The 20,021-nt window shown below is 62.5% G+C and carries 17 protein-coding genes, 1 tRNA gene and 1 pseudogene; 7 read left to right on the forward strand and 12 right to left on the reverse strand.

The genetic code is table 11. The annotated features are described in order from the left end of the window. Positions 1 to 4: 4 nt before the first annotated feature. Positions 5 to 850: a DMT family transporter gene (locus HV786_RS00540; RefSeq protein WP_128829354.1), complete on the reverse strand. Its 846-nt coding sequence runs from the start codon at positions 848 to 850 to the stop codon at positions 5 to 7. Positions 851 to 876: 26 nt separating this feature from the next. Continuing rightward, the gene (locus HV786_RS00545; RefSeq protein WP_128829353.1) at positions 877 to 1,770 is read right to left on the reverse strand and encodes a LysR family transcriptional regulator; all 894 of its coding nucleotides are present in this window, start codon (positions 1,768 to 1,770) and stop codon (positions 877 to 879) included. Positions 1,771 to 1,880: 110 nt separating this feature from the next. Here HV786_RS00545 and HV786_RS00550 point away from each other — a divergent pair, with 110 nt between their 5' ends. From HV786_RS00550 to HV786_RS00560, 3 genes are all read left to right on the forward strand, one after another. After that, on the forward strand, positions 1,881 to 2,885 hold the full coding sequence (locus HV786_RS00550; RefSeq protein WP_128829352.1) for a Bug family tripartite tricarboxylate transporter substrate binding protein: 1,005 nt from the start codon (positions 1,881 to 1,883) through the stop codon (positions 2,883 to 2,885). A 66-nt stretch (positions 2,886 to 2,951) separates the two neighbouring features. Further along, complete coding sequence (locus HV786_RS00555) at positions 2,952 to 3,671, forward strand: PIG-L deacetylase family protein (protein ID WP_062841221.1); 720 nt, start codon at positions 2,952 to 2,954, stop codon at positions 3,669 to 3,671. After that, positions 3,668 to 4,357, forward strand: coding sequence for a 4-carboxy-4-hydroxy-2-oxoadipate aldolase/oxaloacetate decarboxylase (locus HV786_RS00560; protein WP_128829351.1), 690 nt, complete (start codon positions 3,668 to 3,670; stop codon positions 4,355 to 4,357). Before HV786_RS00555 ends, HV786_RS00560 begins: the two co-directional genes overlap by 4 nt. Positions 4,358 to 4,385: 28 nt before the next feature. On the opposite strand, the gene HV786_RS00565 is transcribed toward HV786_RS00560, so the two are convergent. After that, the gene (locus HV786_RS00565; protein WP_128829350.1) at positions 4,386 to 4,682 is read right to left on the reverse strand and encodes a hypothetical protein; all 297 of its coding nucleotides are present in this window, start codon (positions 4,680 to 4,682) and stop codon (positions 4,386 to 4,388) included. 75 nt (positions 4,683 to 4,757) lie between these two features. Then, a complete protein-coding gene (locus HV786_RS00570) occupies positions 4,758 to 5,942 on the reverse strand; it encodes a chymotrypsin family serine protease (protein ID WP_218895224.1) in 1,185 nt (394 codons plus the stop codon). Positions 5,943 to 6,522: 580 nt separating this feature from the next. Here HV786_RS00570 and HV786_RS00575 point away from each other — a divergent pair. Genes HV786_RS00575 through HV786_RS00585 form a run of 3 tightly spaced genes read left to right on the forward strand, consistent with a single transcriptional unit; the run spans position 6,523 to position 10,101 of the window. After that, entirely contained in the window at positions 6,523 to 8,712 is a 2,190-nt protein-coding gene (locus HV786_RS00575; protein WP_128829349.1) for a TonB-dependent receptor, read from the forward strand. A gap of 10 nt (positions 8,713 to 8,722) precedes the next feature. Continuing rightward, a complete protein-coding gene (locus tag HV786_RS00580; protein WP_128829348.1) occupies positions 8,723 to 9,892 on the forward strand; it encodes a PepSY-associated TM helix domain-containing protein in 1,170 nt (389 codons plus the stop codon). Next, positions 9,889 to 10,101 carry a hypothetical protein gene (locus HV786_RS00585; RefSeq protein WP_128829347.1) on the forward strand — a complete coding sequence of 71 codons (213 nt, stop codon included), beginning with the start codon at positions 9,889 to 9,891 and terminating at the stop codon, positions 10,099 to 10,101. Before HV786_RS00580 ends, HV786_RS00585 begins: the two co-directional genes overlap by 4 nt. Positions 10,102 to 10,130: 29 nt before the next feature. Here the strand turns inward: HV786_RS00585 and HV786_RS00590 are convergent, their stop codons facing one another. The 8 genes and pseudogenes from HV786_RS00590 to HV786_RS00625 all read right to left on the reverse strand — a co-directional run bounded on the left by HV786_RS00590 (position 10,131) and on the right by HV786_RS00625 (position 17,877). Continuing rightward, positions 10,131 to 10,760: an HAD family hydrolase gene (locus HV786_RS00590; RefSeq protein ID WP_128829346.1), complete on the reverse strand. Its 630-nt coding sequence runs from the start codon at positions 10,758 to 10,760 to the stop codon at positions 10,131 to 10,133. A 150-nt stretch (positions 10,761 to 10,910) separates the two neighbouring features. Continuing rightward, entirely contained in the window at positions 10,911 to 11,666 is a 756-nt protein-coding gene (locus HV786_RS00595; protein WP_128829345.1) for a hypothetical protein, read from the reverse strand. 347 nt (positions 11,667 to 12,013) lie between these two features. After that, positions 12,014 to 12,783, reverse strand: a pseudogene (locus tag HV786_RS00600) (LamG domain-containing protein); the annotation flags it as partial. A gap of 31 nt (positions 12,784 to 12,814) precedes the next feature. After that, entirely contained in the window at positions 12,815 to 13,693 is an 879-nt protein-coding gene (locus HV786_RS00605) for a hypothetical protein (RefSeq protein ID WP_175209686.1), read from the reverse strand. 3 nt (positions 13,694 to 13,696) lie between these two features. Next, positions 13,697 to 15,007, reverse strand: coding sequence for a DNA modification methylase (locus tag HV786_RS00610; protein WP_175209688.1), 1,311 nt, complete (start codon positions 15,005 to 15,007; stop codon positions 13,697 to 13,699). 196 nt (positions 15,008 to 15,203) lie between these two features. Continuing rightward, positions 15,204 to 16,103 carry a site-specific integrase gene (locus tag HV786_RS00615; protein ID WP_420809617.1) on the reverse strand — a complete coding sequence of 300 codons (900 nt, stop codon included), beginning with the start codon at positions 16,101 to 16,103 and terminating at the stop codon, positions 15,204 to 15,206. A 140-nt stretch (positions 16,104 to 16,243) separates the two neighbouring features. After that, a tRNA-Leu gene (locus HV786_RS00620) sits at positions 16,244 to 16,328 on the reverse strand. 157 nt (positions 16,329 to 16,485) lie between these two features. Next, positions 16,486 to 17,877, reverse strand: coding sequence for a uracil-xanthine permease family protein (locus HV786_RS00625; protein ID WP_128829344.1), 1,392 nt, complete (start codon positions 17,875 to 17,877; stop codon positions 16,486 to 16,488). Between the two features lie 208 nt (positions 17,878 to 18,085). Between HV786_RS00625 and htpG the strand changes: the two genes are divergently transcribed. Further along, entirely contained in the window at positions 18,086 to 19,984 is a 1,899-nt protein-coding gene (htpG, locus tag HV786_RS00630; protein ID WP_128829343.1) for a molecular chaperone HtpG, read from the forward strand. Positions 19,985 to 20,021: the final 37 nt, after the last annotated feature.

Genomic DNA, 20,021 nt, shown 5'->3' on the forward strand with positions numbered 1-20,021 from the left:
CGATTCACGCCGCGCGCTTGTTGAAGATCACCAGCGACACGCCGGTCAGCACTAGCGCCGACGCCGCGATCAGCAACGCGGTCATCGGTTCGTCCAGGAACACCGTCCCGCCCAACGCCGCCAGCACAGGCACGCTGAGCTGTACGGTGGCAGCGCGCGTCACGGTCAACTGCTTGAGCGCGGCGTACCAAAGGATGTAGCCCAGCCCCGAGGTCACCGCGCCGGAGGCGACTGCGTAGGCCGCGCCTGCGGTATCGAACCGAACGTGGGAGGCGGCGAACTGCGCGAGCAGCAGCGCCACCGCGACGGGCGCTGCCCGGATGAAATTTCCCGCTGTCGCGGCGGCCGGGTTCTTCGCGCCTCGGCCCAACAGCGAATAGATGCTCCATGCCACCCCGGACAGAATCATCAGCAATCCGTAAAACACCGGTGGCGCATTGGCGCTGGGCCACATCAACGCGACGAGTCCGGCGATCGCCAGCGCCGTGCCTGCCCATTGCATCGCCGCCAACCGTTCCCCGGCCACGAGGCCATACAGAATCATGCTGATTTGAATGGCCCCGAAAAGGAGCAGCGCGCCCGTGCCCGCAGCCACATGCGTATAGGCATACGAGAACGCGAGCGCATAACCCACCAGCGCCAGCGCGCCCGCCCACGTGCCTTCGACACGCCCGGTCTGCCGGCGAAGCGCCATCAAGAAGCACAGCATCAGCGCGCCCGACACGATGCGGATGGCAAAGAAAGTGGTGGGATCAATGGCAGTCTGCTTGAGCGCAACCCGGCAAAGCAGTGAGTTGCCGGCAAAGGCCAGCATGGCCAATAGGGTGAGCGCGAAGAGGCGGAAGGTCATGGCGAAGGACGCGGCTGCCGCTTCCTTTACTGCGCGGCCTGGGCGGTTTCGCGGAACCGCTGCACCAGCGCGGACCCATCCTCCGAACGATACGCGAGCAATACCTGGCTTTGCGCATCCGGCGTGTCCAGTTCGCGGTAGGCCACGCCGGGAATGCCCGTCTTCATGTAGGTGTCGGGCAGGATCGAGATGCCCATTCCTGCCGCCACCAGGCCAATGATCGTCGCGCCTTCGCGCGCTTCCTGCCCCACTTGCGGGGCAAAGCCCGCGCGGCTGGCCAGCACGCCCACGTGGTCGAACAAGCCGCAGCCCAGCCCGCGCGGGAACAGGATGAAGGACTCGTCCGCCAGGTCGGTCATCGACAACGGCGCGTTGCGGCGCGCCAGCGGATGCGATTGGGGCAGGGCGGCCATGAGCCGGTCGGTCCATAGCGGCAGCGTCGCGATATTGGGCGGCGGCACGAACAGGATGGACGGGCGCAGAAAGCCCACGTCGATATCCTTGGACGCGAGCGCGCGCAGTTGCTGTCCGGTCGACTGGTGACTCAAGTCCACACCTACGCCCGGAAAATCCGTGCGAAAGGCGTGCACGATGCGAGGGAACGCGTCGAACATCGGCACAGACGCCGTGAATGCCACGCGGATCTCGCCGGTTTCACCCAGCGCGGACTGCCGCACGACCTCGCCCGCGCGTTCCAGATGCGCCAGCGCGCGGCGCGCCTGGTCCAGAAACAACGCGCCCGCCTGCGTCAGTTCCACGCTGCGACTTGTGCGCGTCAAGAGCGGCGACCCCAGCTCTTCTTCCAGCGCCTTGATCTGCAGGCTGAGCGGAGGCTGGCTGACATGCAGCCGGCGCGCGGCCTGGCTGAAGCTCAGTTCCTCGGCGACGGCGACGAAGTAACGCAGTTGGCGAAAATCCATATCGATTTGGAAAGCAAATAGATCGTCGTGGAAAACGGTATTGGACGGTATGAGTGTACAGCGCGCATCATGCCCCCATACCAACACGCATAACGACGCAGGAGACAACCATGAAGGCTTACGCGCCGTCCCGGTCCCGCCGCACCTTTGCCGCCGCCGCAGCAGTAAGCGCCCTGATGGCCGCGATGCTGGCACCGCTGCCGGCAGCCGCCCAGGGCGCCTATTCCGACAAGCCGATCCGCATCGTGGTGCCTTACGCCGCGGGTGGCGGCGTCGACATCGTTACCCGCCTGGTCAGCCAGAAAATGGGCGACGCGCTGAAGCAGACGATCATCGTCGACAACCGCCCCGGCGCGGCGACGAACATCGGCATGGACGCGGTGGCGCGCGCCCCGGCGGACGGCTACACGCTGCTGACCGCATCGAACACGCTGGCCGCCAACGGCGCGCTGTTCTCCAAGCTGACCTTTGACCCCGCGCGCGACTTCACGCCGGTGGGCGCGATCGGTTATGCGCCGCTGGCGGTGGTGGTGCCCGTCGAATCGTCGTTCAAGACCTTGAAGGATCTGACCGACTACGGCCGCGCGAACCCGGACAAGCTGACCTACGCGTCGGCCGGCAATGGCAGCTCGGGCCATCTGGCCAGCGAACTGCTCAAGCGCGAGAGCGGCATGAAGGCGCTGCACGTGCCGTACAAGGGCGGATCGCCCGCCGTGACGGATCTGTTGGGACAGCGGATCTCCTTCATGTCCATCAATCCGCTGGAAGTCGTCTCACACGTCAAGGCGGGCAAGCTGCGCGCGCTGGCCGTGCTGGACGACGAGCCGGCGAGCATGCTGCCCGATGTGCCGACCGTGGTGTCGCAAGGCCTGCCGGGCGCGATGGCCACGGTGTGGTGGGGGCTCATCGGCCCCAAGGATCTGCCGCCCGACGTCACCGCAAAGCTCAACGCCGCGCTGCAATCCGCGCTGAATGACCCCGACGTGAAAAAGCGCTTTGCCGAGATGGGCGCGGTGGTCACGCCCGGCACGGACAAGCAGTTTGGCGAATTCGTGGCGGCTGAGACCACCAAATGGACGAAGGTCATCCAGGACGCGGGCATCAAGGCCGATTGATGGTCTTTGCGCCAGCCCGGGGCCGCGGCGCGGTCCGCGGGCGAAATACTGCATAAAGGAACTGAAATGGAACGGCAAAAGAACGCGCTGGTCGTCAGCGCGCACTCCGCGGACTTCGTCTGGCGCGCGGGTGGCGCCATCGCGCTGTACGCCAAGCGCGGCTGGAAAATCACCGTGGTGTGCCTGTCGTTTGGCGAACGCGGCGAATCGGCCAAGCTGTGGAAGCAGCCCGGCATGACGCTGGAGCGGGTCAAGGCCGACCGCCGCGACGAAGCGCGCCTGGCCGCCGGCATCCTGGGCGCCGACATCCGCTTCATGGACTGCGGCGACTATCCCTTGCGCGTATCGGACGAAGCGCTGTTCGAGCTGGTGGACGTCTACCGCGAATTGCAGCCGGAGTTCGTGCTGACGCATTCGCAGAAAGACCCGTACAACTTCGACCACCCGCTGGCGACCCATGTGGCGCAGGAAGCCCGCGTGATCGCGCAGGCGCATGGGCATCATCCCGAGCAAGCGGTGCTGGGCGCACCGCCCGTATTCCTCTTTGAGCCGCATCAGCCCGAACAGTGCGAATGGAAGCCCGAAGTGCTGCTCGATATCTCCGAAGTCTGGGACCAGAAGCGCCGGGCCTTTGAGACCATGGCCGCGCAGGAACACCTGTGGGAGTACTACACCCGCGTCGCCCTGCAACGCGGCGTGCAGGCGTCGCGCAACTCGAACCTGAAGATCAAGTACGCCGAGGGCTACCAGCGCGTGTTCCCGCAGGTCACCGGAGAATTGGCATGAGCCTCGCGGTCAGGAACATCGAGCGGGCGGACAGCACGGTCATCGCACGCCTGGCGTCGGCAGGCGTTGCCACCGCGCATGAAGCGCAGCAGCGCACGGGCCTGTTGCAGCCCACTCTGCGGCCCATCTACGCTGGCGCATCCATCGCGGGCAGTGCGATCACGGTGCTGGCGCAGCCGGGCGACAACTGGATGCTGCACGTCGCCATTGAACTCTGCCGCCCTGGCGACATTGTCGTCGTGGCCTGCGCGTCGGCGAGCGAAGACGGCATGTTCGGAGAACTGCTGGCCACCTCCATGCGCGCTCGCGGCGTGCAAGGACTGGTGATCGACGCGGGCTGCCGCGATGTCGCCGCGTTGAAGGACATGCAGTTTCCGGTGTGGTCCAAGTGCGTATCGGCCAAGGGCACGGTCAAGGCAACCCCGGGATCGGTGAACGTGCCGGTCGTGTGCGCGGGGGCGCTGGTGCAACCCGGGGATGTCGTCATTGCCGACGATGACGGCGTGTGCATCGTGCCGCGTGCGCGGGCGGAGCAAGTGGCCGATGCCTGCGACGCGCGCCTGCGCAACGAGGCAGACAAGCGCAAGCGGCTGGCCGCCGGGGAACTGGGGCTGGATATTTACGGTATGCGCGAAAAGCTGGCGGCAGCCGGGCTGGTGTACGTGGACCGCACCCCGGGGGGGTGAAACGCCGACGCTGCTTACAGGGTGGGCGTTAGCGCTGCCCTTGCGCGTCCACCGGTCCGGTCACGGTAATCACCAACGGAACGCCATTGATTTCGCGGGGCAGGCGCGCCGCGACGTTGGCGTCCGTCACGCCCACGGCAAGCGCTTCTTCGCCGGGGCGGCCCGTGGTGACGCCCACCGAGACGACGCCCGGCGTGGCAAGCAGCCTTGCTTCCTCGCTGGCGAGTGTCTGACCAGCGGCGCTGGCCGCCTGCGTTTTATCCGGGTTGTATTCGACGGCGCCTGCGCCGGAGAAGTCGGGTCCGGGTTTTCGTGTGTCGCTCATGGCTCCAACTCCTCGTGCTTCGGATATGGCTTGATAAGCGGCCGCCCTGGTTGCGCAGGGCGGCCGGAACGTCAATCAGGGCAATAGCCTGATGTTCAGTGCGGACAGCACGGACGCAATCGGATTGGCAAACGTCGTGCCGCCGCCGCCCGCAAACAGCAAAGCGACGGGTCGCACCCCGGATGCCCAGTGCCAGATCAGCGAGCCGGAATCGCCGCCCGCGGAGAACGGGTTGGCGTTGACGGACTGAATGGCAATCTGATTACGGAACAGCGCGACGCGGCCGCCGCCATAATTGACGTTAACCGACACGCCAATCTGTGTCACGCGGCCCTGAGTCAGACCCGTGGTACGGCCGCTTTTGCCGACGATCAGCCCCAGCGACGCGGCAAGCGGCGCCGTGCCGGTTTTGTAATACGCGGCGCTGCCCCCCGATAAATAATATTGATCACCGCGGATACGCTCGTGCCACGCCCAGCCGAATGCGGCGTCCACAAAATTCGCCGCGCCGCCAAATGCAATGGGAACCCAGCGTGCCAGCACGGCAATCTGATCACCCGGATGCCGGCCACCGTCCGCCGTCCCCGGCTGGATGATGCTGTCGTTCACGCTGGCGACGTTGGAGTTGGCCAGCACGTGGTTGTTGCTGAGGATCAGATGGCGATTGGTCCATGGCGCCGTCAGCCCGATCGCCCGGCTTCCGAGCGTACCTGCCGTGACGTTGACGTGACCGACCGACACGCCGGCAGGCGCGGGCCGATGGCGCGCGCGATGCGAATACGCATCCACCACGCCCACCGGCACCTGCTGCACCGGCACACTCGATAGGGCGCGTGTACCTGCCGCCTGCGCCACCTGGCCAAGCACCGCCTCCTGCGGCATGGCGCTCTCGGTGAAGATCGTCAGCACGGGCTCACCGGGCCCGCCCGGTCCGAATGTGACATTGGTGGGGTCCGGCAATCCTATGCCGACCCCGACGATGCCTTCGGAAGAGCCAGCATCCGAAAGCGTCCGGAATTCGCCGGACGCGGTCAGCAACTGCGCCTCGATCGCGTCCCGCAGCGCCAGCAGATCATTGGATACGCCCGCTTCGGCAAATACGGCTTGTTGTTCCGCCTCTTGGCCCAGCGCTTCGAGCCCGGCGGCGTCAGAGTCCGGGTTCTCGGGCGCCCCGGAAGCGGACTTGCCGTTGGCCGGCCCGCCTTGGTCTTCTTCGCCCGGGTTGTCCACCCGTGGGGTGTTGTTGTTCTTTCCTGACATGACAGTGTCCTCCAACTGATTGGGTAAGCGTTAGCTAGAACCGTGTGATTGCCACTAAATGGTTTGTCGATGGCTCCTTGTGATGGATGGCCGGTCTGGCCGGACAAAGGCAGCCCCAGCCCGCGGGCGCGCCTTGCGGCAAGCGCACCTGGCAGTTGGCGGCGGGCGGATCGGGGCTGGAGAGAAATGTCGGGGAGGGGCTCGGAGGGGGGCGGCAGGGCTGGACGCCGCGCCACCGGCGTGTGCTGCGGCAGCCCGACGGCTATCGGCCGCGGCGTTCCGCAGGAAGGGGAAACGCGCGGCAGTTCGCCCGATGCGCGGGCTGCCAGGCGTTTCAAGCCGCAGGATCTGGCGGCGGATTAGGCCTTTTGAGCGGTCATGCGGCCATTATTTGACGGTGCCCCGCGCTTTGGTATGGACAACTTTTGGTATGGACATCAAGCGATTGGCGGTGGCGGATGAGATCCGGATCCCGCGACATTGATGCGTCCGCACCACATCCAGACAAACCCCCGTGGCGATATGTAATAAGAATGCTTATCATGCGCGTTTTACATAAAAGAACGCATGGGGTGGGGCTGTGGGTAAAGCATCGAATGGCCGTCAAGGCAGGCAGAAGGGCGTCGCCCGGGCGGTGAAACAGGCGTTGGCGGGCAGCGCCGCGCTTTATGCCGCCTCGGTATCGGCGCAGACGCAGGCGCCGGCCGCGATCACCGTCCTGCCTACCGTTACGGTGACCAGCGCGCCCGTCGCCCTTGGCGAGGCGCCCGCGCCCATCGCCGGCGGTCTGATCGGCGGCGGCGCCCGCATGGGCATCCTGGGCAACACGTCCGTCATGGACACCCCGTTCAGCGTCACCAGCTATACCGCGCAGACGATCGAGAACGAGCAGGCCCGGTCGGTCGCCGACGTGGCCACCATGGATCCGTCCGTGCGCATGAGCAGTGCCCGTTCCAACATCAACGAAGACCTCACCATCCGCGGCTTCAATGTGCCGACCGCGGACTTCGCGTTCAACGGCATGTTCGGCCTGACGCCCTATTGGCGCGCACCGGTCGAGACCCTGGAACGCGTGGAGATCATCAAGGGACCGTCGGCGGCGCTCTTCGGCATGACGCCGGGCGGCAGCGTGGGGGGCGTCGTCAATCTGGTGCCTAAACGCGCCACCGATGAGCCCATCACCCGGGTCACGGGATCGGTCATGTCGGACTCCGTCTTTGGCGTGCATGCCGACGTGGGACGCCGCTTCGGTCCCGACAACGCGTTTGGCATCCGCGTGAACGGGATGCTGCGCGACGGCGACACGCCAATCAAGGACCAGTCGACACGCGAAGCGCTGGGGTCGGTTGCGCTGGATTATCGCGGTGAAAAGCTGCGGTCCTCCCTGGACCTGATCTGGCAGAAGGAACGCATCGACAACGTCGTACGCCAGTTTCAGCTTGGCGCGGACCTGGCCTCGATTCCCGAGGCGCCGAGCAACAAGAATCCGTATCCGGGCCTGGGCTGGAGCGACGGCCGCAATACCGCCGGCGTGTTCAAGATCGAATACGACATCACCGACTACCTGACTGCCTACGCAGGCTACGGCCAACGCAAGCTGGACTGGGACGCCTTCGCCGCCAACCCGGTGCTGCAGAACACGCAGGGCGATTACTCCTTCTTCGGCGGCTGGCAGCGGATGACGGTCGACAGCAAGTCCACCGAAGCCGGCCTGCGCAGCAACTTCAAGACCGGCCCCGTGAGCCACAAGGTCGCCTTCAGCTACACGCTGCTGGACCAGAAGTCAGATCTGGGTTTCTACACCGGTTTCCCGCCGGGCAATTCCAATATCTACGCCGGCAACATCTTCGACACGCCGTCCATCTCCGGCATCAGCAATCCGCTTAACCGCTACCAGAGCACCAAGCTGACCAGCTACGCGCTGGCAGACACCCTGGGTTTCATGGACGACCGGCTGCAACTGACGCTGGGCGCGCGCCGCCAGAACGTGCAGGGCCAGAACTACAACTTCGCCAACGGCGAGCCCAGCGGCCCGCGCTATGACAAGAGTGCCACCACGCCGCTGGCCGGCGTCGTCTTCAAGGTGCGGCCGGATCTGTCGGTCTACGCCAGCTACGTCGAAGGCCTGTCGCAGGGCGACACCGCGCCCACCAGCGCGGCCATCACCAATCCAGGCGAAACCCTGTCGCCCTTCAAGTCCAAGCAGAAGGAACTGGGCGTCAAGTACAACCTGAACGACGACATGCTGGCCACTGTCGCGCTCTTTGAACTGACGCGCCCCAGCTCCGGCATCTCGGGCAACACCTTTGGCGAATTCGGCGAACAACGCAACCGAGGCGTCGAAGCCAGCTTTGCCGGCGAAGTCACCAAGGGCGTGCGCCTGTTGGGCGGCATCAGCTACATCGACGCCGTCATCAACAAGGCCACCACGCCTGGCCTGCAGGGCAACAAGGCCGTCGGCGTGCCCGACTGGCAATTCAACCTGGGTGCCGAATGGGACACTCCATTCGTCCCGGGTCTGACGGTGTTGGGCCGCGTCATCTACACCGACAGGACGTATGCCAACGCGGACAACACCTTGTCGGTACCAAGCTGGACCCGCGTTGACGCCGGCGCGCGCTACGAGACCAAGATCAGCGGCACCCCCGTCACCTTCCGCTTCAACGTCGAGAACCTGTTCAACCGGAACTACTGGGGCACCGCCACGGCAGGCTACCTGTTCGTGGGCTCGCCGCGCACCTACACGTTCTCGACCAGCATCGCCTTCTAAGGAAGCTGAGATGTCCACGCAAGCCTGGTCCTGGATACACAAGTGGAGCAGTCTGGTCTGCACGGTCTTCATGCTGCTGCTGTGCGTGACCGGACTACCCCTGATATTCCACGAAGAGATCGAGCACCTGTCGGGCGTGGTTGAAGCGCCGCCCATGCCCGCTGGCACGCCTAACGCCAGCATGGACCAGATCGCCCAGACCGCGCTGGAGCGCCGCCCGGGCGAAGTCATCCGCTACATGTTTTGGGATCAGGACGAGCACCCCGACATCACGTATGTCTCGATGGCCAGCGCCGTCGACGCGCCGCCCGAGGAAAACAACGCCGTCGTCATCGACTCGCGCACGGCCAAGGTCCTGGACGAACCGGCCACCGACGAAGGCTTCATGTACGTCATGCTCAAGCTGCATACCGACATGTTCGCCGGCTTGCCGGGGATGCTGTTCCTGGGTGCGATGGGCCTCTTGATGGTGGTCGCCATCGTGTCCGGTGTGGTGCTGTATTACCCCTTCATGCGCCGCCTGAAATTTGGCGCGCTGCGCACCCAGCGCAGCACCCGTGTCAAATGGCTGGACTGGCATAACCTGCTGGGCATCGTCACCGTCGTGTGGCTGCTGGTCGTTGGCATCACGGGCAGCATCAATACGCTGAACCGCGTCGTGCTTAGCCTCTGGCAGATGGACCAGATGGCGGAAATGACCGCGCCGTTCCGCGGCCTGCCGCCCGTCACGCAGCCCGCGCATCTGGAAGCTTCCATCCGCACGGCACGCGCCGCCGTGCCGGACATGGCGGTGAGCCTCGTCGCGTTTCCGGGGACGATGTTTTCCAGTCCGCATCACTACACGTTTTTCATGAAGGGCAACACGCCCGTGACCTCGCGCCTGCTAAAGCCCGCGCTGGTGGACGCCACTAACGGCGAGCTGACCGACACGCGAGAGATGCCCTGGTACGTAAAAACCCTGTTCCTATCGCAGCCGCTGCATTTTGGTGATTACGGCGGCCTGCCGCTCAAGATTCTTTGGGCGGTGCTGGATCTCTTTGCAATCGTGGTGCTGGGTAGCGGGCTGTATCTATGGCTGCGCAAGCCCAAGGCGGCAACGGCTTCGAAACCGTTGGCCCCGGATGCAGCAGAGACCGCCGGGGCGCTGCGGCAGGGTGATCGGCAAGGGGCAGCGCAATGAGCAAGAACGTTGATGCGCGCGGCGCGCGGACCGAGAACCTGCAATCGGCGGGCGAGGTGTTCCGCGTGCCGATCTGGCTAGGCGTGGCCTCGGTGGTGGGGCTGGTGTCGGCGCTGCTGGGCGATGGGGTGTGGGACGGGGGGTCGTGGTTGGCGATCTTTGCGCCGGTCGGGGCGGTCTGGTGGGCTTGGCGGCGCCGGGGCGGATAGGGCCGCCTTCTGATTCGGCCGGCCTGGCGTCAATGGCGCGCGGCCATCAGCGTAAGCACATCGCTCAGCGAACGTACGGACTCCGCTGAATTCGATGTTGTTGCGTGCCGGTCCAGGTGATACCCGTGCATGCCGAACTTTCGAGGCCCGATCATGTCGGCCTCGATGGTGTCGCCGATCATCAGGACTTCATCGGGCTGGCAAGCAATGCCCTCGCACAGATACTGATAGATCTCGGGCTGCGGCTTCACTGCCCCGGCCTCGTACGACCAAGCGCAAAAGTCTGGCTGAAACGGCAGCAAGTCCAGAACCGGCGGGCCGTACGGCGCCGCCAGGTTGGAACACAGCGCCACCTTGATGCCGCGCGCCTTCAGTGCATGCAGCGTCGGCGCGGCGTCCGGGAACAACGTGATGGAATCAAGCTCTTCGCGCAGCTCGGCTTCGAGTGCGCTTAGTGCATCTTCGCTGATCATTCCGCCAAACAAACGGGCAGCCTGCCGCAGGTCGATCGCACTGCTCATCGCCCGAATGCCGTCGTCGCGTTGGCGCGGGCGGCCCGCTTCGTGCAGCAGGCGGACCAGCTTGCGGAACGGACGGGTTGGCCGATCGATGTTGACCAAGGTTCCGAATACGTCGAATGCCACGGCCTTGATTGCCATTGAACCTCCTGCGCCAATGAAGCTTTCCGTTGGTTGGCCGGATCGTGATGTCCAGCCTGTCTGCGACGGAATTCTAGCGGTAAAGGTGCGGCAGCTTGATTGCTCCCCTGGCCTTAGGTGAGCAGGGAGGCACCAGCGCCGGGTGCGGGACTACTCGTCGCGCCCGACCGTGACGAATATGCCGTCGGCTTCATTCAATCCGCGACCCGCCGGCAGGATCAATACCGACACGTCATCGGGCAGATGGGACGCCAGTGCTTTCAGCCGTTCGCTGACGACGCTCTCCAACGAGTCGCGGCGTGCCTCCGCCGACACAGAAAGGCTTAACCCAACCTTGTTCCAGGCTTCCCAGGATTGCGGCGCTTGCAGGTATGTCAATGTCGCCCATTCCGATGGGTTGATGACGGTGCCGTCCGCCAGCTTTGGGGGCGCATCACTCCAGGCTTCGAGCTTCTCGCGTGTCGCGCCGGAATAGATCCACGCGTGGGGCGGGCGGACGCCCTGGGTGGGCTGGGCGGAAATCCCCAGTTTGGAGGCCAGCGCCTCCAAGGCCTGATCCGTGGACAGCTTGGCGTCCCGAAGCCGCGCGGGGTCGATCGAAAGCCAAAGCTGGATGGGTTCCGGCACATTGCTCCAAACCTGGGTGATGGTTTGGTTATCGCCAATGCCACGACCGATCTTGTCGGCCACCAGTTGTTGCAGCTCGGGCTTGCTGAGACGCGGGCTGGCCACGAGCAGGTAGAGATCCGCGCTGGGAACGGCGCCCCACACTAGGGTTGGCGGCTGGATGGCGTCTGGGGACGTGGTCTGCGTGGCAGTTGCGGGCAGGCAGACGCAGAAGACCAATGCGGCAAGCAAGCTGCAGCGCGTGGTCTGCAAGCGGGAAATCCAGGTGTTCAGAGGCATACGGGCTTAGTTATTCGAATGCTGGTGAATCCCACGCGCGATGGTCACGAGCAGGGATTCAACGGACGTGCTCATTGTTTCGATACCGGTCTACCGACGCGCCGTTTCGCGCTTCTGACGGATCTGATGGTTGAGGGTTCGTGGATTATCCCAGACGAAGAAAAACCTGCACCGCGTTAGCGGGTGCGGGTTTAAGTACTACCTGATATCAATCCAGACAGATAGGCGTTTGCCGCGCCGCTCAAATTGAAACGAGCGCAACCGACGTCGGGCCAACCGACGTTGACAACCAACGCGCTCATGCACTCACGCGCCGCGGCGGGGGCCGATCGCGGCGCGTGCACCGATCAACGCCGACGCGCGGTCAGCCAGTCAATCGGCTGTAGCGCCCGATCCACAATACGCACTTCGCCCACGCTGCCAAAGAAGCCATCGGCCCGCGCGCCATCCCACGAACCCGCGCCGATCACCCAAGGCATATTGGCAGCCAGCGTCGCCAGGCCCGGCGCGTCCGACGTATTGCGCAGCACCGGCGCGCCTTCCACGTACAGAATGGTTTCGTGCGTGGTGTCGTCGTTCACCACTGCCACGTGCATCCACTTGTCGGGAATGATCTCGCCAGACCAGTTGGCCTTGGCGCCGCGCGTGCCTGACACATCGGGCACGACTTCCCATTGGATTTCGCGCAGGCTCGAAATTGCGAACAGCAGCGGCGGCGACTCCGGGTCTCCCCCGGTAAATCCTGGCAGATCACCGCGCTTGCCGTCGCGGGTCATGATGTTCATCCACGCATGCTTGGACGCCACCCAATCGCGGTCGATCTTGATGAAGGCTTCCACCGTGTAACCGTTGGGCGCGGTTTGGCCGTTGATGATGGCAGCGGCGTCCGTCGTGAAGTAGCTCATGCGGGCCGTGTTCTTGTCGGTGTTCAGGAACCGCACCGAGCCCGGCGCTGAGCGTAGCGCCTTGAATTCCTTGTTCAACCCGCCGAATCTCTTGGCGAAATCGATCTTGATGGTGAGCTGCTCGTTCGCGCCGATCGAACGTGTTCAGCGTGTTCTTGGGCTTTCGCGGCCCACGGCGAGAACGGCAGTACCCCGAATTGCATTTGAGATAGGCGTACGGGTCAGCCCACCAAGGATTGTCTATTAAAGAGCAATCTTCCTCAGAAACTCCTGCGCACCGTCGTCGTCTTTGAATGACGCTCGGATAGAGTCTTCGTTGTCGTAGTCAACTATGACCTCGATTTTTTGTAGCGCGCCTGCTGCCTTTATCTTGTCCAGCCTATGCAATTGTTGGATAGCTTCTTGAACGTTGCTGCATATAACCTCGGTGCCAAAGAGAGGAATTAAAATAACGCGCGTGATCAATCGCTCAAGCGATTTTTGTAGCGCAGTCATGAAGGCATCCGTCTCGGTCTTTGAGGCGGCTATTAATGCATTGCGCAGCGTTGTTTTATCAGCTTCAGTGAGTGCTAAAAGTCGTTGATCGGCAGCCGTAAATTCGGCGTCGGAAGTGCTCTCGTCAAACGCAATGTCGAAATTTATAGCTTTAAATGCATTCACTACATCACTGTACGGGATGTATAGAATGGAAAACCGATGCCTTCGAAGCTGTTCCAGTGCCGGCTTAGTAAATTCTCCAGCTAACACAGCACCAAAAAAGGGTGCGGAGAGCTGGTGGGCCTCGATGATGGGAAGTATGGCCGCTTGTATTTCTTGTGCTTTGTTTTTTGAATGTTTGGTGTATCGGCGCCAGGCGGCTTCGATGAATGCAACTGGAATTCCGCGGGTTTCTTCTGAGCCGCCTGCCTCAATTACGAAGTCCAAGTCGTGAGTGTTCCCATATTTATCCTCCCACGTAACTTTTTTTCCAGGGCGCGCGCGTCTGCTTTTCTGCCAGTCTAGATAAAAACTCTTCGCTTTTGCGAAATTTTCCAGGCGTGGCTTCAAAATCAAATATAAAACAACATACTCAAGCAGGTTGCCCAAGTCTTGACCGAATTTATGTGATGGAGATTGCGCCATGCCTCACCCTTCGATCCAAAGTCGCCCTTCGTGAAGGGGGAAAGTGTGCTTGCGATTTTTCCACTTAACGTTCCGGTCTCGTATTTTTTCAAAAGACCACGATTTAAACCCTGAGGCGATTGCAAGCTCTCCAAACCAACGCTCAGCAGGGGCATGAACGCCATATGGAGCGGAGTCGCCGATGACAAGACACATGCTCGCTCCAGGCGTGGTTACGCGGCGCAAAGCGGTGAATGTTTCAGCCATATCTCCAAAATAAGCTGCAATCATCGTGTGATAGGCTTTCTTGCCGGCCTTTAATGAGCGAACTTCTGCCAATTCATTGCAGACTGCAGTCAGTTCGTCTCGAATTGGTGCAATTGCCGGTCTTGCAAGTAAGTCGTCAAGCTTTAACTTATCACTCGTAGCATGTTGTGAGCTCGAGCAGATTAGAAATTGACGGACCGTGTCGTGCAAATCTCCCCACGAACCTATCTCCCCCCAGAAGGTCATTTCGAGCCGAGTAGCATCCGCATAATCGTAGTTGTTAGCATACGGTGGCGATGTTATTACGAGGTCGACACGCTCGTCAGATATGCCTTTGAGTGTGCGCGCATCGCTCTGAAGTATTTGGGCGAGACTTCTTGTTTGTTTCTTTTGCATGTCGCGCATGTCATGAGCCATGATAATCGCTTGTGCGGTCAACGCATCTGATGGGGTTGACACATTAGCCTTACGCTTGTTGGGTAAAACGTACTGCCACTGCGCCGTCCCAACGTGACTAGCCTGGCGAAGAATAGCGTTCAACGCGAGGAATACCAGTAGGCGGATATTTTCGGATAGGTCTCCGGCAATCCTTAAGTACGCGTCGCGAAGTTTGAAAAGTTCGACGAGCGTTTCGACTTCATAGCATTTTCTTAGGAGATCGGGAATTTCATCGCAGCTACTCGGTTGCAGCTTACGAGCAATCTTCTCTACGGTGTCAATCGCAGCTTCGAACGCTTCAGGGCTGGAGGACCAAGCCAGCTTACCGCGCGCTAAGCGATAGACAAACGGATGCGATTCGACACCGTACGATTCGACTCCGGCGCGGTCTGCCTCCACGCATACCGTTCCTGAGCCGACGAATGGGTCGAGTATAACTTTTGCCGCTCGGTTTTCGATTACTTGCCTCACCCACTCAGACGAGAAGCCGGCTGAATACCGAAACCATCGATGCACGGGGAGCTTCATATTTGGTGTAAAGGTTCCAGATTGCTCTGCATCAATGGTTGCTCTCGACTTCGTCGGAGGGGCTATTGTCTCGAATAGCTCCGCTTGGGTGCTTGTGGTCATAGATATCGTATGGTAAATGCGAGGGTAAAACCTTGCGTAAGATTATCGTGGCCGGCGGCGCGGGGGGCGCTTTTTGTACTTGTAAGAGGCGTCAGGTATTTAACTCATCCAAACTTTCAACCGAACGTTCGGCTCGAAGATGTGTATATCGTTTAAATATTTGCATAGCTTTGTGTCCACTGGTCTTCACTACCTTCTAGACCGGCCCCCCCCGAGGGTTAACCTCTTCGTGTCTCAAATGAAACCGGAAATCCGTCAGCCGTGCCTTTCTCTTCGCGTCGGTCCAAGCTTTAACGAACAGATAGGAGCGCCGCACTGCATCACGTCCGAACTCCCCAAAGAGCACCAGGGCTGTTTGAGGCGGCCGCGTTGGGTTATTCAGCGCCGCGTGAAATATGGTCGTGGCGGCTTTCGTTATCAGGACGGTGCATGGCGATGAGTTTCTCGTGGAATCGAGTCGTATCGCGCGCTTTTGCGGGGCGGCCTGGCCCATGCGCAGTCCTCCCGTTTCCGATAGCCGTATCGCTGTATCCACAGCAGCTAGCAACTGCTTGTTCTCTGTTGAAGTGAGTCGACGATCGTGGCTAGCATCTGGCGGAGGGCGGCGGATCTGCGAGGCGGGTCTGAGAGCGAGGCCCAGGGCCCATTCTCGGATAGCGATGGTGGATAGGTGGCTAATCAGCTCCAGTTCCAGCCGCACAGTATTGCTGCTGCGTGTGGCCAGTTTGCCGTTCTCAGGATCGCCCGCCAGCCGCACGTCGCGGTAGTGCGCCACGATGACGGCGCTCAGGGCGGCTAAGGAGTACTTTCCAAGGTGCTTCAGCAATAGCTGTGCTTTCTTGTGGTTTGACGCGCGTGTGGATTCCCATTTTGTGAGCGTGACTTCGCGCAGGTAGCGAGTCAGGGCCGACTCAAGCGTCATGCGCTCGTCTGATGCTCGCTGGATGTAGACTCCTCGCACCGTTTCGTCTTCGATACGCCGCGGCCAATCTTTATCATCACGCTTGATGCAGAATGTTTTAGATGAAGTTGGCCAGCCCCTATTGCGGATAACGGCTTTCCGGGGGGCGGAGGGTGTCTTAACGTTAGTAGCCATGCGTGTAAAAGCTCCGAAAGTACGCTCGGGGCTTCGCCACTGTACCGAAACTGTACCTAGCTTACAAACTTGGAAAATCCAGGGCGTCAAGGAGAGACGAAAAATCGCGCTAGATGCTTGTAAGTACTAGGAATTTCTAGTGGTGCCCGGGGCCGGAATCGAACCGGCACGCCTTGCGGCGGGGGATTTTGAGTCCCCTGCGTCTACCAATTTCACCACCCGGGCTAGGGGGTCGCGAGCGCGTCCAGGTGACGGCTGCGGGAGATGCGAAGACCGCGATTATATGCGGTCTTTGGCTTCTTGTCAGGCGAGGGCCGGGCGGCCCTGCCGTTCAGGGGGCTGGCCGGGGGCAGCATGCCCCCTGCACGCACCCCATCGATCCTTACTTCTTCTCAGGCAAGAACCAGTTCATCACCAGCGCGCAAATCCCGCCGGTGGCGACGCCCGATTCCAGCACGCTCTTCACCGAGTGCGGCAGGTGCGACAGGATTTCGGGCACTTGCGACACCCCCAATCCCAGCGCCAAAGACACAGCGATGATGAGCAGCGCGCGGCGGTCCAGCTGGATGCCCGCCAGGATGTTGATGCCAGACGCGGCCACGGCGCCGAACATCACCATGGCTGCGCCGCCCAGGACGGGTTCGGGCACGGCTTGCAGGATACCGGCCACGACCGGGAACAGGCCCAGCAGGATCAGCATGCCGGCAATCCACACGCCGACGTGGCGGCTGGCGATGCCGGTCAGCTGGATGACGCCGTTGTTCTGAGCGAACACCGAGCTGGGGAACGTGTTGAATACACCCGCCAGCAGCGAATTCGCGCCGTTGACCAGGACGCCGCCCTTGATGCGCTGCATCCAGAGCGGACCTTCAACCGGCTGCTTCGATACCTTGCTGGTGGCGGTGACGTCGCCGATGGCTTCCAGGGACGTGACCAGGTAGATGATCAGCATCGGCACGAACAAGGCCCACGAGAAGTCCAGGCCGAAGTGCAGGGGGACCGGCACCTGGAAGAGGGCGGCTTCGCGGGCGCCGGTGAAGTCCAGGCGGCCCATGTAGGCGGCGGCGAGGTAGCCGACGGCCAGCGCCAGCACCAGCGCGGTGCTGCGGATCCAGACGACCGGCACGCGGTTGAGCAGGATGATGGTGCCCAGGACGAGGCCGGACAGGGTCAGGTTCTCGGCGCTGGCGAAGGTGCCGTTGGCCATGGCGCCAAAGCCGCCGCCCATGCTGATGAGGCCGACCTTGATGAGGGTCAGGCCGATCAGCAGCACGACGATGCCGGTGACGAGCGGGGTGATAAGGCGTTTGACGAAGGGCAGGATGCGGCTGATGCCCATTTCGACGAAGGAGCCGGCGATGACGACGCCGAAGATGGCGGCCATGACGGCTTCGACCGGCGTGCCTTGCTTGACCATGACCGAGCCGCCGGCGATCAGCGGCCCCACGAAGTTGAAGCTGGTGCCCTGCACGATGAGCAGGCCGGCGCCCAGGGGCCCGAAGCGCTTGCACTGGACGTACGTTGCGATGCCGGAGATGACCAGCGACATGGAAACGATCAGGGTCGTGTCGCGGCTGCTGACGCCCAGCGCCTGGCAGATGAGCAGGCCGGGGGTGACGATGGGGACCAGGATGGCCAGCAGATGCTGCAGGGCGGCGACGAAGGCGACGGGCGGCGCGGGGCGGTCGTCGGGGCCGTAGACCAGGTCGTGGGGGGCGTCGGCGGCGTCGGGCGCACCGTGGGAGGCGGGTTGGGAGAGGGAGGCGGGTTGCATGGCGGGAGGGCCGGCCGGGGAGGGGGAGGTAAGAAAAGTGCGGGATTTTACTGGGGCCAGCCGGTTGTCAGGTTGCAGGGCCGCCACCCCGGCCTTGAAAAGTTCCCATTGGCCCCCACATCAGTAGGGTTTCCCGGCGGCCGCGCAGGCGCATCGCCCTAGCCGCCGGATATTTGTCCCTAATTTATTTTCCGAGCCACGTAGAACTATGAGCCAAACCGCCACGAATTCCGCGTCCGAAACCCTGGGGTTCCAGGCCGAGGTGAAGCAGCTGCTTCATCTGATGATCCATTCGCTGTACAGCAACAAGGAAATCTTCCTGCGCGAGCTGGTGTCGAACGCGTCGGACGCCTGCGACAAGCTGCGCTTCGAGGCCATCGACCAGCCGGAATTGCTGGAAGGCAACGGCGAACTGGCCATCACGGTCAGCTACGACAAGGCCGCCCGCACGATCACGATTTCTGACAACGGCATCGGCCTGTCGCGCGACGAGGCGGTGGCCAACCTGGGCACGATCGCCCGCTCGGGCACGCGCGAGTTCTTCTCGCAGCTGACCGGCGACAAGCAGAAGGATGCGCAGCTCATCGGCCAGTTCGGCGTGGGCTTTTATTCGTCTTTCATCGTGGCGGACAAGGTCACTGTTGTGAGCCGCCGCGCCGGTTCGACGGAAGCGATCCAGTGGGAATCGGACGGCCAGGGCGAGTTCACGATTGCCGCCGCTGAAAAGGCGGGCCGCGGCACGGACGTGACGCTGCACCTGCGCGCCGACGAGGACGAGCTGCTGAACGGCTGGAAGCTGCGCGAGATCCTGCGCCGCTACTCCGACCACATCTCGCTGCCGATCCGCATGGCCAAGGAAGAGTGGGATCAAGAGAAGGGCGAGCAGGTCAAGACCGACGAACTGGAGACGGTGAACCAGGCGAATGCGCTGTGGGCCCGGAACAAGTCCGAGGTGACGGAAGAGCAGTATCGCGAGTTCTACAAGACGGTTTCGCACGACTACGACGACCCGCTAGCCTGGACGCACAATCGCGTCGAAGGCCGCAGCGAGTACACGCAGCTGCTGTACGTGCCCAAGCACGCGCCGATGGACATGTGGGACCGCGACGGCCGCCACGGCGTGAAGCTGTACGTCAAGCGCGTCTTCATCATGGACGACGCTGATCAGCTGCTGCCGTCGTACCTGCGCTTTGTGCGCGGCGTGATCGATTCGGCGGACCTGCCGCTGAACGTGTCGCGCGAGATCCTGCAGGAAAGCCGCGACGTGCGCGCCATCCGCGAGGGCTCGGCCAAGCGCATCCTGTCGCTGCTGGAAGACCTGGCCGAGAACAAGGCGGAAGACTACGCAACGTTCTGGTCTGAGTTCGGCCAGGTGCTGAAGGAAGGCGCGGGCGAAGACGCGGCCAATCTGGAGCGCATTGCCAAGCTGATGCGTTTTGCGTCGACCCATTCGGGCGATCAGGCGCAGACGGTGTCGTTTGCCGACTACGTGTCGCGCATGAAGGAAGGCCAGGACAAGATCTATTACGTCACGGCCGACACGTTCGCCGCGGCCAGCAACAGCCCGCATCTGGAAATCTTCCGCAAGAAGGGCATCGAGGTCCTGCTGCTGTCGGATCGCGTTGACGAGTGGATGCTGTCGTACCTGCGTGAATTCGACGGCAAGTCGCTGGTGTCGGTGGCCAAGGGCGGCCTCGATCTGGCGGAGCTGGCCGACGAGGAAGAAAAGAAGCATCAGGCCGAAGTGGCCGAGGACTTCAAGCCGCTGGTCGAGCGCCTGCAAAAGACGCTGGAAGACCAGGTCAAGGAAGTACGCGTGACGCTGCGCCTGGTGGATTCGCCGGCGTGCGTGGTTGTGGGCCAGAACGAGCTCAGCCCGCACCTGCTGCGCATGCTGAAGGCCGCAGGCCAGGAAGCGCCGAACGTGAAGCCGGTGCTGGAGATCAACCCCGAGCACCCGCTGCTGGCGCGTATCCGTTCGGCTGACGACAGCGAGTTCGATCAGTGGGCGCGTCTGCTGCTGGATCAGGCGCTGCTGGCCGAGGGGGCGCAAATTGCGGACCCGGCTGCGTTTGTGAAGCGGTTGAATGCGTTGCTGCTGAAGTAAGCGCGTTGGCGTGAATGGAGGGCGTCCGGGAGGACGC

The sequence above is a fragment of the Achromobacter mucicolens genome, from assembly GCF_902859725.1.
GTDB classification, from domain to species: domain Bacteria; phylum Pseudomonadota; class Gammaproteobacteria; order Burkholderiales; family Burkholderiaceae_B; genus Achromobacter; species Achromobacter mucicolens.